The 11,602-nt window shown below is 62.5% G+C and carries 12 protein-coding genes; 4 read left to right on the plus strand and 8 right to left on the minus strand.

Going from position 1 to position 11,602, the window contains the following annotated elements; all coding sequences use genetic code 11:
• Nucleotides 1-20 precede the first annotated feature (20 nt).
• Together LCH97_RS13585 and ccsB are read left to right on the plus strand one after the other, a co-directional pair.
• Nucleotides 21-2,042 (plus strand): cytochrome c biogenesis protein ResB, encoded by a 2,022-nt coding sequence (locus LCH97_RS13585; RefSeq protein ID WP_227302157.1) that lies wholly within the window; start codon nt 21-23, stop codon nt 2,040-2,042.
• Nucleotides 2,042-3,175, plus strand: coding sequence for a c-type cytochrome biogenesis protein CcsB (gene ccsB / locus LCH97_RS13590; protein WP_227305366.1), 1,134 nt, complete (start codon nt 2,042-2,044; stop codon nt 3,173-3,175). Before LCH97_RS13585 ends, ccsB begins: the two co-directional genes overlap by 1 nt.
• Before the next feature lie 68 nt (nt 3,176-3,243).
• On the opposite strand, the gene LCH97_RS13595 is transcribed toward ccsB, so the two are convergent.
• Nucleotides 3,244-3,603 carry a GrlR family regulatory protein gene (locus LCH97_RS13595; RefSeq protein WP_227302158.1) on the minus strand — a complete coding sequence of 120 codons (360 nt, stop codon included), beginning with the start codon at nt 3,601-3,603 and terminating at the stop codon, nt 3,244-3,246.
• 190 nt (nt 3,604-3,793) lie between these two features.
• On the opposite strand from LCH97_RS13595, the gene LCH97_RS13600 reads away from it, so the two are divergent.
• Complete coding sequence (locus tag LCH97_RS13600; RefSeq protein ID WP_227302159.1) at nt 3,794-4,018, plus strand: YdcH family protein; 225 nt, start codon at nt 3,794-3,796, stop codon at nt 4,016-4,018.
• A gap of 57 nt (nt 4,019-4,075) precedes the next feature.
• Here the strand turns inward: LCH97_RS13600 and LCH97_RS13605 are convergent, their stop codons facing one another.
• Nucleotides 4,076-5,227: a GGDEF domain-containing protein gene (locus LCH97_RS13605; protein ID WP_227302160.1), complete on the minus strand. Its 1,152-nt coding sequence runs from the start codon at nt 5,225-5,227 to the stop codon at nt 4,076-4,078.
• Nucleotides 5,228-5,371: 144 nt separating this feature from the next.
• On the opposite strand from LCH97_RS13605, the gene LCH97_RS13610 reads away from it, so the two are divergent.
• Complete coding sequence (locus tag LCH97_RS13610; protein WP_227302161.1) at nt 5,372-6,091, plus strand: pseudouridine synthase; 720 nt, start codon at nt 5,372-5,374, stop codon at nt 6,089-6,091.
• A 68-nt stretch (nt 6,092-6,159) separates the two neighbouring features.
• Here LCH97_RS13610 and LCH97_RS13615 read toward each other — a convergent pair whose 3' ends face one another.
• The 6 genes from LCH97_RS13615 to LCH97_RS13640 form a co-directional block, all read right to left on the minus strand.
• On the minus strand, nt 6,160-6,528 hold the full coding sequence (locus LCH97_RS13615; RefSeq protein WP_227302162.1) for a rhodanese-like domain-containing protein: 369 nt from the start codon (nt 6,526-6,528) through the stop codon (nt 6,160-6,162).
• A 2-nt stretch (nt 6,529-6,530) separates the two neighbouring features.
• Nucleotides 6,531-7,739, minus strand: a complete 1,209-nt coding sequence (locus LCH97_RS13620; RefSeq protein WP_227302163.1) for a heme biosynthesis HemY N-terminal domain-containing protein — start codon at nt 7,737-7,739, stop codon at nt 6,531-6,533.
• A gap of 3 nt (nt 7,740-7,742) precedes the next feature.
• The gene (locus LCH97_RS13625) at nt 7,743-8,768 is read right to left on the minus strand and encodes a uroporphyrinogen-III C-methyltransferase (protein WP_227302164.1); all 1,026 of its coding nucleotides are present in this window, start codon (nt 8,766-8,768) and stop codon (nt 7,743-7,745) included.
• Nucleotides 8,769-8,885: 117 nt separating this feature from the next.
• The gene (locus LCH97_RS13630; protein ID WP_227302165.1) at nt 8,886-9,614 is read right to left on the minus strand and encodes a uroporphyrinogen-III synthase; all 729 of its coding nucleotides are present in this window, start codon (nt 9,612-9,614) and stop codon (nt 8,886-8,888) included.
• 3 nt (nt 9,615-9,617) lie between these two features.
• Entirely contained in the window at nt 9,618-10,553 is a 936-nt protein-coding gene (hemC, locus tag LCH97_RS13635) for a hydroxymethylbilane synthase (RefSeq protein ID WP_227302166.1), read from the minus strand.
• Between the two features lie 140 nt (nt 10,554-10,693).
• Entirely contained in the window at nt 10,694-11,587 is an 894-nt protein-coding gene (locus LCH97_RS13640) for an AEC family transporter (protein ID WP_227302167.1), read from the minus strand.
• Between the last annotated feature and the right edge of the window lie 15 nt (nt 11,588-11,602).

Below are 11,602 nucleotides of genomic sequence, written 5' to 3' on the forward strand. Positions count from 1 at the left end.
TTGTCGCGTTTGAAACCAAAATGAAAAGCCAAAAAAAACCTGCCTCACCCGGCTACCGCTTGTACGAGCTGCTGAGCTCCATGCGTTTTGCCATTGGTCTGCTGACCATTCTCTCCATCGCATCGGTTATCGGCACCGTCCTCAAGCAGAACGAAGCCTACCCCAACTACGCCTTCGAGTTTGGCCAGTTCTGGTTCAAGGCCTTCGAGTATCTGGGTTTGTACGACGTTTACCATTCGGCCTGGTTTCTGACCATCCTGGCCTTTCTGGTGATCTCTACCACGCTGTGTATCGTGCGCAATGGGCCTGCTTTCCTGCGCGATATGAAGGGGTTCCGCGAGAAGGCGGCAGAAGGCTCGCTCAAGGCCATGAAGCACAGCCGCGAGTTGGCCGTATCGCTGGACGAGGCCCAGGCGGTAGCGCTGATCCAGCAGCGGGGCATGCGTTACAAGCGTAGCGAGCGTGACGACGGCAGTATCGTACTGGCCGCGAAAAAGGGCAGTGGCAGCAAGCTGGGTTACTTTTTTGCCCATATCGCCATGGTGGTGATCTGTATTGGCGGCCTGATGGATGGCAACCTGCCGCTGAAAATCGGCGAGCTTACCGGCAGCATCGTGCCCGAAACGCGTGAGCTGCCGCAGGGGCAGATCCCGCAGCAGAGCCGCCTGGGTGCCAATAACCTGTCCTTCCGTGGCAGCGTGACCGTGGTGGAAAACAAAAGCGCCGACGTGATCTTCATGAACAGCGGCAAGGGCTACCTGGTACAGGAGCTGCCCTTTATCGTGACGCTGAAAAAATTCCATGTGGACTACTACAGCAACGGCATGCCCAAGCTGTTTGCCAGCGATATCGTGGTGACCGACAAGGCCAGCGGCAAGGAAACCCCTGCCACGGTAAAAGTGAACCACCCGCTGATCGTGGACGGTGTGGCCATCTACCAGGCCAGCTTTGGCGACGGCGGTTCGCCGCTGCAGCTCAAAGCATGGAACCTCGCCCAGCCGCAAAGCCCTGCCAGCGAGATCAAAGGTGTGTCGCTGAATAGCCAGCCTTTGCGCGTGAATGGCCAGGATTACCAGCTGGAGTTCGGTGACCTGCGCGTGTTCAACATCGAAAACATGGGCAAGCGCGAGGCAGATGGCAAAACCCTGCAACAGCGCATGCACGACGTGCGCGAAGTCAAACAAGACACCAAGAACCTGAAAAACGTCGGCCCGTCCATTACCTACAAGCTGCGTGACAGCCATGGCCAGGCGCGTGAATTCCACCATTACATGGCGCCGATGGAGCAAGAAGGCGCGCTGTACCAGATTGCCGGTGTGCGCAGCGAAGTGGCCCAGCCTTTCCAGTACCTGCGTATTCCGCTGGATGACGAACTGAAAATCGACAGCTTCATGCGCCTGCAGGCCGCGCTGAAAAACCCGGCGCTGTACGACGAAATTGCCCGCCGCACCACGGCCAAAGCCATGAAGGGTGCGGCCATCAGCCCGGCCATGGAAAAGCAGTTTGGCGATAGCGTGAAGTGGATTCTGGCGCGCTTTGGCGAGGGCGGTTTTGTGGCGCTGGAGAAATTCCTGGATGCCCGCGTACCGGCCGACAAGCGCCAGGCGATTGCGCAGACCTATATCAAGATCCTGCAAGGCGCCGTGATCGACGTGATGGCCGTGGCGCAGGAGAAAGCCGGCCTCAAACCATGGCCGCAAGATGAAAAGCACTACCGCTTCTTGCTGGATGGTCTGGTGACGGTCAGCGCCTTTAACGACTACGCCGCGCCGCTCTATCTGGAGCTGCAGGGTTTTGACCAGATACAGTCGTCCGGCCTGCAGATGACGCGCTCGCCGGGGAAGAACCTGGTGTATCTGGGCTCGTTGATGCTGGTGATTGGCATCATCCTGATGTTCTATGTGCGCGAAGTGCGGCTGTGGCTGGTACTGCGTGCCGGTAGCGTACGCGTGGCCATGAGCTCCAACCGCCACAACCGCGACCTCGACGAAGATTTCGATAAAATTGTGGGTGCTTTGAGCCCACGAGCAGGAGACGCATGATGGAACTGCTAATGCAACAACCGTTCTACAAGCGCTTGAACCTGGGGGACTGGCTGTTTGCCCTGTTCATCGCCGTAGTGACCGGCTATACCTTCAGCCTGTACGGCAGCCGGATGGATATCTACGAAGACCTGATCCTGCTGGGTAGCGGCGCCGGTATCGTGGCACTGGGCTGGTTCTGGGGCAGCTGGCGCTGGTTCTTCCCGCTGGCTGGTGTCATGTCGCTGCTGGCCATCGAGCTGTATGACCACAACCTGGCGCGCGCTAGCGAGAGCTTCGGCCTGAAGTTCCTGCTGTCCAGTCAGTCGTCGTTCATGTGGATGTGCACGCTGTTCTTCCTGGCCACCGCCGTGTACTGGGCAGGTTTGCTGTCGCGCTCTGCCTTGCTGAACCGCATCGGTAGCGGCCTGACCTGGGCGGCGTCGGCATTTGCCCTGGCCGGCCTGTTTACCCGCTGGTACGAGAGCTACCTGATTGCGCCCGACGTTGGCCGCATCCCGGTTTCCAACCTGTACGAAGTGTTCATCCTGTTCTGTCTGATCACCGCGCTGATGTACCTGTACTACGAGGCCAAGTTTGCCGCGCGCCAGCTGGGAGCTTTCGTGTTGCTGGTGATCACGGCGGCGGTGGGCTTCATCCTGTGGTACACCTTCGACCGCCAGGCACATACCATCCAGCCGCTGATCCCGGCGTTGCAGTCGTGGTGGATGAAGATTCACGTACCGGCCAACTTTGTCGGCTACGGTGCTTTTGCGCTGTCGGCCATGCTGGGTGTGGCGCAGCTGCTGTCGCGCCGTGGCATCCTGACCGACAAGCTGCCCAAGGCCGAAGTGATCGATGAAATGATGTACAAGGCCATCTCGGTGGGCTTCCTGTTCTTCACCATTGCCACCATCCTGGGTGCAATGTGGGCGGCGGATGCCTGGGGCGGCTACTGGAGCTGGGACCCGAAAGAAACCTGGGCGCTGATCGTGTGGCTGAACTACGCCGCCTGGCTGCACGTGCGGCTGGTAAAAGGCTGGCGCGGCGAGCCGCTGGCGTGGTGGGCGGTGATCGGCCTGCTGGTCACTACCTTTGCCTTTATCGGCGTGAACATGTTCCTGTCCGGCCTGCACTCCTACGGTTCGCTGTAAGCCTGTTGCGGCCAACCTTCCTGCCAGCCCTGCCACCCTGTGGCAGGGCTTTTTCATGCCGTGATGCCTCAGGCCAGCAAGTCGGCAATGCGCACGGCAACAATGTTCAGTGTAATGCCGGGCATGGCCGCGGTTTGCCCCGAGAGCTGCAGGGTATCGTGCAGCGGGTCGTACTGGCCGCTGACATCCAGCGTGTACTTATTCAGGCCGGGGATCAGCGACAGGATAGACGGGTTCCATTTCTGTACATGCATCTGCATGCTGACAGTGATGCAGTCGTTTTGCGCGCGGGTTTCCAGCAACTGCCCCTGGTAGGCAAAGCCGGTATCGCCGCCGTTAATGATGCCTTGGCGCAGGGATACCACGCCGGAGCCGAAATCTTCGCCGTTATTCTGGAAATGCAAACCGTACAAACCGTCCCGCACCATGGCCTTTGCCCTTATGTCATAGATGAGGCGGCCAGTATCCAGCAGAATGACAAGCCTGCCCAGCCTGTGAACAATGCACGGTATGAAGAATTTATGTGCCCTAGATCAAGAAACCCCGGCCGGTGCAGGCATAGCATGGTGTTAAAGCCACAGCGCAAGGTGTGGCGCCTACCCCACCAAGGAGAAAGCCATGTTCCCGGAATTTCGTGATCTGATCAGCAAACTGAAAACCGAAGACGCCCATTTCACCCGTCTTTTCGACAAGCACAACGAGCTGGACCAGCAAATCAAGAATATCGAAAACCGCATCGAGTCGGGCTCGGCGGTAGATATCGAAAACCTGAAGAAAGAAAAGCTGAAGCTCAAAGACGAGCTGTACGTGATTCTGAAAGCCAAAGCAGCCGAAGTGCTGTAGTACCGGCTGCCAAAAAAAAGCCCGCTGGCGATGCCTGCGGGCTTTTTGCTTTTCTGGCTAGCCTATCCAGACCAGCTGGTTACGCCCGGCCGATTTGGCGCGGTATAGCCGGCTATCGGCCAGCTCGAACAGCTCGCGCCAGTCTTCCACGCTTTGCGGTACCAGGCTGGCCACGCCAATGCTGGCGCTTAGCGCACTGCTCATCTTGCCGGGCTCCAGCAAGATGGTATTGATTTGCTGACACAGCTTGCTGGCCACCTCGCGTGCGCCCTGCACATTGGTGTCCGGCAGCAGCAGGCAAAACTCCTCGCCACCAAAGCGGCCAAAAATGTCGGCGGTGCGCACGTGCTCGGGAATCAGCTCGGCCAGCGCTTTCAGTGCCATATCGCCCCGGCTGTGGCCGTAGGTATCGTTAATGCGCTTGAAGTGGTCCAGGTCAATCATCAGCAGCGCCAGCGGGCGCTGCTGGCGGGCGTGCTGCGAGCAAGCCTTGCGCGCCAGCTCTTCGAAGCTGCGGCGGTTGAAAATGCCGGTGAGCGGGTCCAGCGTGGCTAGGGTGCGCAGCAGCGCCAGTTCCTGTTCCTTGCCGATCGCCATGAAGCACAGCGCCAGCAGTGGTGTGGCGATCAGCACCGGTAGCAGCAGCAGGGTGCCGATCTCGTACACGATGAAAGCCGGGTCGCTGGCACCCAGGTGCAGCGCGTACAGCAGCATGTACGTGGTGGCGAGCGTGCACAGGCCACCGGCCAGTTTGATGGGGAAAGGGCGTTCGGCTTGCAGTAACAGCAGCCAGGCGAGGCTGCCCAGATAGAGTGCGGCGACGCCTAGCGCCATGGCCAGATGCACGTAATAAACATGCGGTGGCATGGCCAGCAGGATGCCGGACAGTAATAGCAACAGGCCCGCGCCAAAACGCCGCTGGCCCGGTAGTGGAATAGGGGTACGCAGCAGGCGTGCAAAGCTGCCCAGCAACCAGCTACCCTTCAGCAGCAGCAGTACGCAGGCCAGTAGCGCCGTGTATAACGACGGCAGATAAGGCGAGTACAGCAGCGTCAGATAAAGCCCGGCCCCGGCAAGGTGTGCCCCTGCCCAGCGGTCGTAGATACCTTTGCGGCTACGTTGGCCGCGCAGCAGCCAGACGGTGACACCACAAACCAGGTAAATCAGCAGCAGGCACAGCTGAAGCGTGGCTGAATGAACGATTTCCATCGAGTGCTAAGTTGTTTAAGAAATGCTTACTAATAGGCGGGCTGAATAGTAACACGCTCTGCAGGATAAATGTTACGGGGGGTGTATGCCATGTTGTTGAATTTCAAGGAAAGTCTGCCGGGCTGGCAGTGATAGAATACGGGCATGGAACTCTATCGCTTACTGCAACAACAAGGCTTTGGCAGTCGCAAGGAATGCCGCAAGCTGATCGAATACGGCCTGGTCGACCTGAACGGGGACGCCGAATACGACTGGCGCCGCGATGTCGCCCCTGCCGACATCCACTCGCTACAGGTAGATGGCGAGCCGTGGACACTGCTGCCCGAGCCGTTTTACCTGCTGCTGCACAAGCCGGCAGGCTATGAAACCTCGCACAAACCCATCCACAACCCCAGTGTGTACCGCCTGCTGCCCCAGCAGATGGTGAACCTGGGTGTCTCGGCAGTCGGCCGCCTGGACGTGGATACCACCGGGCTGCTGCTATTTTCTACCGATGGCCAGTTTGTGCATGCGCTGACCTCGCCCAAGAAAGACGTCCCCAAACTGTATCGTGTCACCACCAAGCACCCGGTGAGCGCCGAGCTGCTGCAGCGCTTGCGCGAGGGGGTGCTGCTGCATGACGAGCAGGAAACCTTGGCCGCAGACAGCGCCGAGCAGGTGGGTGAGAATCTTCTGGACATGGCCATTACCCAGGGAAAATACCACCAGGTAAAACGCATGGTGGCCGCCGCAGGCAACCGCGTAGAGCAGCTGCATCGCCTGGCGCTGGGTAACCTGGCGCTGGGGAATTTGCCCGAAGGCGAATGGCGTCTGCTGTCGGCCACAGAGTTGGCCGCATTGGGGTTCGCCAGCCCGCAGACTTGAACCTGCATCCCTTTTGTCTGCAATAAAAAACCGCCTCATGGCGGTTTTTTCATAGGCTGGTGCGGGGCCTAACGCACGATGGGGCGCTGGCTGCTACGGCTGGCGTCTTCCAGCCCGCCCAGGTTTTGCAGGCGGGTGTAGCCCATTGCTTTCAGCGTTTCCAGCGCCAGTGCCGAGCGGCGGCCGCTACGGCAATACAGCTGGATGGGCGTGTCTTTGGCCGGTACCCGTGCGGCAATGGTCTGCGCAATGCTGTCTAGTGGTAGCAGCTGCGCGCCCTGCAGGTGGCCGTCGGCAAACTCCTCTGCCGTGCGCACGTCGATCAGCACCAACTTCTGGCTGGCTGCCGCCTGCGTGGCCGGCCCCGCCGGGCTGGCGGCGTAAACGTTGGCCGCAGCGGCCAGCGCCAGTGTGGTGGCAACAAGCAGGGTTTTCATGGCTAGCAGCCTTGTTGCAGGGCGATTTTCAGCGCAAGCGCCTGGTGCTGGGCGGCTTTGTCATCCTTGCCCAGCGTGGCAAACAGCTTGGACAGCTCGGCGTGGGCACACAGGGTGGGCTGCATGGAAACACTGGCTTCCAGGTAGCTTTGCGCCTTGCCCCATAGCTGCTCGGCCAGCGCCAGGCGGCCCAGTGCCAGCAGCAGCATGTGGTCACGCGGGCGCGATTTCAGCCAGTTTTCCGCGTCGCGCATCAGCGTCAGGCGACGCTGGCTGTCGATGTGCTCGGCCAGCATGCCCAGCTCGCGTGCCAGTTCCGGTGTGGCTTGTTCTTCGTCCGACAGCGCGGTGGCAATCAGCTCGGCGGCCAGCGGGTAGGTATCCAGTGCGATCAGGTGGCGGGAAATATCCACCACCAGGTCCGGGTTCTGCTTTTCTACGCCCGGGATACGTTTGAGCCAGTCGCGTACCTCGCGTTCGCTACCCAGCCCCAGCAGTTGTTGGCGATAGGCGGCCAGGCGGTAGCGGCGGGCTTGCTCGGCTTCCAGCGCGTCGGCTTTCAGCAGCTTTTCGGTGATCTGCAGCACTTGTTCCGGCTGCTTCAGCAGCATGCGGATTTTCAGTTCCAGGCGCAGGGCCGAGGTCAGGTTGCTGCTGATGGCACGCGCACGTTCGATGGCGGCCAACGCCTCCAGCGGCTGTTTGGCGTCCATGCGGATTTGCGCTTCCACCATATGGCGTGCCAGCTGGATGCGCTGGGGCATGTTTTCCAGGCGGCTGAGGTAACCGTCGCGCTTGGCGTTGTCGCCCACACTGGCGGCAGAGCGGGCGGCAATCATCAGCGCCAGGGCGCGGTTTTCATCCGAGTACTCGTCGTCTATGGATTTCAGCGCTTCGCGCTCGGCACGCTGGTAGCGGCCCTCGAACAGCGAAATCGAGGCTTCACGCAGCGCGTGGCGGGCGGCGCGCAGTTTTTTCTGGCGCTGGAAAGCACGTACTTCCTGCGGCAGGTTGGCCGCCAGGCCCAGCAGGCGCAGCACGGCGTACGCTACCAGCACCAGCACCACCACGGTGATGATCAGCAGGTTGAACGACACTTCCATGCGGTACGGCGGCACAAACAGGATGGCGTAGCCGGTATTCAGGGTAGAGGCCAGGCCAATCAGTACCGCCAGGGCAAACAGCCCGACAATCCAGAACACAAATCTCACGGCTTACTCCACGGTATTGCCCTGCGCATCGCGCACGGCTTTCAGGCTGGCAGACAGATCGGGCAGGGTCACGTTCAGGCGGGCGGCGGCCAGCTCGGCCAGTGTGGCCTGCCATTTCTGTGTGGCCGGGGCGTCGCGGTCGAAATAGCGTGCACCGTACTGGGCGGCAGCGGCCAGGTCGGCCTGGTAGGTGGCGCCGTCGCGCTGGGTCAGTGCCAGGCGGGCGTCCAGCAGGCGCAGCTTGATGTTCTCACGCAGGAAGAACGCTTGCTCTGGCGACAGCAGCAGTGCCTCGGGTTTGTCCATGCGGCGTATGCGTACCATCTCGCCCAGGCTTTGCGTGACGTCGGCCAGCAGGCGTTCCCACCATGGTGCGTCATGCGGCAGTGCCGGGCGGGCGGTGGTGGTAGCCAGGCGGTGGTGGTCGATCACCAGCGGCAGGGTTTCCGCGCCCAGCATCAGGGTATCCAGCTTCACGGTCAGGCCTACGCTATCCAGGTAGGGCAGCGCCTTGAGCGTTTCCAGGTCTTTGGAAACGGCTTTTTTCACCGGAATCAGCGCCGGGTTGTCGAAGCGGGCCAGGCGGTTGTCCACCATTTCCAGTGCGGTAATGGCGCCGCTGACGTTACCGGCCAGCTGCAGCTGCTGGCTGGCAATGCCCAGCGTGTGTTCTACCTCGGACAGCAGCCAGTCGCTGCGGTTTTTGGTTAGCTCCTGGTACATGGCGCCCAGGGTGGCGTACTGGCCGGCCGATTCGTTGACGCGGGCTTCCAGCAGCACCAGCTTGGCTTCGGCGGCGCGCGTGGCGGCCAGGGCTTGCTCGGTTTGGGTCTGGATGGCTTTGGTGTTGCCGCCGCTCTCGGCCAGGCGGCTGGCCAGGGCTTGCTTGGCTTCGTTCAGCTGCTGGCGGCTGTCCAGGTATTGCCAGCCGGTAACACCCAGCGCAATCAGGGAAACAATCAGCGCGAGGTTGACGGTTTTCTTGGCTGGCAGCGCGCTGCCGGTTTCTACTGGGGTGGCTTCGCTCATGGGATCTCGTGGTGACCGCAAGGTTGCCGCGCTAGGCGGCAGGGTTGCTGGATCCGGCGCGGGGCGCCGTATGACTGCAGGGCATTGTAACGCCGCCTTGGTGGGGCTGCCAGCCGCTTAACGCGCCAGCATGGCGGCCAGGGCGCTGGCGCTGCCGTCGCAAAGTGATATATCGGCCACACCGTACTGGCGCAAACGCAGGGCGATGCGCGGGTGCAGGGTGTAAAACGGCAGCGTGCACAGCAGGGCGCGCTGCGCCGCCTGCGCTTGGCCGAACAGCGCATCGGCAATCTCGCTGGAGGTCACCAGCAGGCCGGCCAGCTGGCCCGCGGTGTGCAATGCGGCCAACCCTGCCCAGTCCGGCGGGCTGACCTCGCGCTGGTAGATGTCGGCGTGGCGCACCAGCGCACCGCGTGCGGCAAGGGTTTCCCCGAGCTGGGCGCGCCCGCCGTGGCCACGCACAATCAGGACACGCTGGCCGGCCAGCTGCTGCAGGGCAGGGTGGGCCAGCAGGGCGTCGCTGTCGTTGCCGGTTTCGGGGTATAGCACCGGGCGCTGGCTTTGCTGCATCAGCTTGTCGGCGCTGGCGCGGCCAACGCAGGCCAGCTGTACCGTGGCGGGCAGTGTGCCTGCCAGTACCGGCCAGCCGATATCGATGGCTGACGGGCTGACAAAAACCAGCCAGTGGCTGACGCGTGCCAGCGCCGGTAGCGTGGCCAGCGCGCTGTCGTCCGCTACCGTGTCCAGCACGCTAAAAGGCTGCGCCGCCACACCCAGCGAGGCCAGCGCAGCCTGCAGGCGGGCAGCCTGAGCCGGGGGGCGCACCAGCAGCAGCGTACCGGCCATGGCTTATTTGGCGGCCTGTTCGGCGATAACAGCCTCGATCAGCGGTGCCGCGTCCTGATCCAGCAGTTTTTTGGCTACGGCGCGGCCCAGGGCGTCGGCGTAGTCACGCGGGGCGCTGGCGCTGGCGGTGAGCATCACCGAGCCGTCCGGGTGCGCCACGAAGCCGCCCAGGGTGATGAGGTCGTCGGTAATGGTGGCAAAGCCGCCGATAGGGATCTGGCAGCTACCGCCCAGCACGCGCGAGAAGGCGCGTTCGGCGCTGACGCAGGCGTGGGTATCGGCATGGTTCAGCGGCGCCAGCAGGGCGACGAGGTCGTCGCGGTCGGCGCGGATCTCGATACCCAGCGCGCCCTGGCCCACAGCGGGCAGGCTTTCCGACGGTGCCAGCTCCTGGCGGATGCGCTCGCTCAGCTCCAGGCGCTTCAGGCCGGCGGCGGCCAGGATGATGGCGTCGAATTCGCCGTCGTCCAGCTTGCGCAGGCGGGTTTGCACATTACCGCGCAGCGGCTTGATGACCAGATGCGGGAAGCGGGCGCGCAGCTGCGATTCGCGGCGCAGGCTGGAGGTGCCCACCACGGCGCCGTGCGGCAGCTCGTGCAGGCTGGTGTAACGGTTGGAAACCAGCGCGTCGCGCGGGTCTTCGCGCTCGCAGATGGCGGCCAGAGTAAAGCCTTCCGGCAGGTTCATCGGCACGTCCTTGATGGAGTGCACGGCGATATCGGCGCGGCCTTCTTGCAGGGCCAGCTCCAGCTCTTTCACAAACAGGCCCTTGCCACCGATCTTGGACAGGGTTTTGTCCAGGATCTGGTCGCCCTGGGTGGTCATGCCCAGAATCTCTACCGTGAGCTGCGGGTACAGCGCCTCAAGGCGGGCTTTGATGTGTTCGGCCTGCCACATGGCGAGTTTGCTTTCGCGGCTGGCGATGACGAGCTTGTTCATGAACGGCGGTCCTGCGCTAAGAAAAGGATGGCCGGCATTCTAGCACGCACACGGCGGCCAACCTTGATGCAGGGCAGGGTGTGTGTAGCTGCAACAGTACTTGTAGTTTAACTACACGCTACGCCGCTTTTGCGGCAGGATTACAGCAGTAAGGCCAGCATCAGCGGCATGGTGAGCATGGCAGCCAGTGTCGAGGAGGTGACCACCGCCGCCGCCAGCTCGCCATCGCCCTGCATGCGTACGGCCAGGATATAGGCCGAGGTGGCGGTGGGCAGCATGCTCATCACCAGCGCCGCCTGGCGGTACAGGCCGCTAACGCCCAAGAGCCCGGTGGCCAGTACGGCGATGGCAGGTAGCAACAGCAGCTTGATGGCGTTCCAGTACAGTAGCGGGCTGCTATGGCGGCGCAGTGCGGCAAAGCGCAGCCCGGCGCCCACGGTAATCAGCCCCAGTGGCAGCGCGGCGGCCGCCAGGTGGTCGATGGCGGCAAACAGCGGCGCCGGGACGTGCAGGCCGGCCAGGTTGGCCGCCAGCCCGCTGCTGATGCCCCAGATAATGGGGTTGCGCAGCAGCTCGTACAGCATGCCGCGTTCGCTGCCGTGCGCCAGCTGGCCCACCGCCATCACGTTGACCACCGGCACCATGCTGCCGCACAGCAGCGCGATGGTGGCAATGCCGGGCTCGCCGGCCAGCGAGCCCATCACGGCAAAGCCGACGTAGGTGTTGAAGCGGTACGCGCCCTGGTTGCCGGCGGCAAAGCTGGCCTGCGGCAGCCGGAACAGCGGCTTGGCCGTGCTGCCCAGCACAAAGGCGCTGGCGGTAAACAGCAGGCCTGCGGCCAACATCGGCAGGCTGGCAGCCAGGTCCAGCTGCGCCCGCGCCAGCGCGCGGAACAGCAGCGGCGGGAACAGCACGAAGTAAACGAATTTCTCGGCCTCCGCCCAGAACGCAGGCGCCAGCCAGCCGCTGCGCCGCAGGGCGAAGCCGAACAGGATAAGCAGGAAATCGGGAATGAGGATCAGGGCGGTGTCCATGCCGGCCATCTTCGC

The organism is Vogesella sp. XCS3 (genome assembly GCF_020616155.1).
GTDB lineage: Bacteria > Pseudomonadota > Gammaproteobacteria > Burkholderiales > Chromobacteriaceae > Vogesella.

What these genes read in the sequence shown, in the direction of transcription:
- LCH97_RS13585 (WP_227302157.1), top strand. Translation starts at nt 21, where the DNA reads ATGAAAAGCCAAAAAAAACCTGCCTCACCCGGCTACCGCTTGTACGAG.
- ccsB (WP_227305366.1), top strand. Translation starts at nt 2,042, where the DNA reads ATGGAACTGCTAATGCAACAACCGTTCTACAAGCGCTTGAACCTGGGG.
- LCH97_RS13595 (WP_227302158.1), bottom strand. Translation starts at nt 3,603, where the DNA reads ATGGTGCGGGACGGTTTGTACGGTTTGCATTTCCAGAATAACGGCGAA.
- LCH97_RS13600 (WP_227302159.1), top strand. Translation starts at nt 3,794, where the DNA reads ATGTTCCCGGAATTTCGTGATCTGATCAGCAAACTGAAAACCGAAGAC.
- LCH97_RS13605 (WP_227302160.1), bottom strand. Translation starts at nt 5,227, where the DNA reads ATGGAAATCGTTCATTCAGCCACGCTTCAGCTGTGCCTGCTGCTGATT.
- LCH97_RS13610 (WP_227302161.1), top strand. Translation starts at nt 5,372, where the DNA reads ATGGAACTCTATCGCTTACTGCAACAACAAGGCTTTGGCAGTCGCAAG.
- LCH97_RS13615 (WP_227302162.1), bottom strand. Translation starts at nt 6,528, where the DNA reads ATGAAAACCCTGCTTGTTGCCACCACACTGGCGCTGGCCGCTGCGGCC.
- LCH97_RS13625 (WP_227302164.1), bottom strand. Translation starts at nt 8,768, where the DNA reads ATGAGCGAAGCCACCCCAGTAGAAACCGGCAGCGCGCTGCCAGCCAAG.
- LCH97_RS13630 (WP_227302165.1), bottom strand. Translation starts at nt 9,614, where the DNA reads ATGGCCGGTACGCTGCTGCTGGTGCGCCCCCCGGCTCAGGCTGCCCGC.
- hemC (WP_227302166.1), bottom strand. Translation starts at nt 10,553, where the DNA reads ATGAACAAGCTCGTCATCGCCAGCCGCGAAAGCAAACTCGCCATGTGG.
- LCH97_RS13640 (WP_227302167.1), bottom strand. Translation starts at nt 11,587, where the DNA reads ATGGACACCGCCCTGATCCTCATTCCCGATTTCCTGCTTATCCTGTTC.